This is a genomic window from Zoogloea sp. LCSB751 (assembly GCF_002028455.1).
In the GTDB taxonomy this organism is placed as follows: domain Bacteria; phylum Pseudomonadota; class Gammaproteobacteria; order Burkholderiales; family Rhodocyclaceae; genus Zoogloea.
Genome location: NZ_MWUM01000293.1, coordinates 1 through 262 on the forward strand (window position 1 = coordinate 1; position 262 = coordinate 262).

General features: G+C 32.8%; 1 protein-coding gene. It reads left to right on the forward strand.

What is annotated here, in order from left to right:
• The coding region (locus B4920_RS30130; protein ID WP_216820080.1) for a hypothetical protein at positions 1-262 on the forward strand (262 nt) is incomplete at both ends.

Sequence of the window (262 nt, forward strand, 5' to 3'; positions counted from 1 at the left end):
AATAAATACTTTCCATCACATAACTCAGAAATTTTATTACTTTTTAGTGAGAGTTGTTTAGTTCTGTCTCAATCCGATAAACACTATTGGTTATTTGATAAGACAGTTAAAGAGAAAATTGATTGTCTTGTGGCAAAACTATCCACCCTGATAATCAGTGAGGATGTCAGAACGGTTTCAATTCTTATAAATCTGCTTAGCGCTACCAGCTTTTCTAACTACGATTTAATTGAGTTAGGAAGAAAGTACGTCGATAAAATCG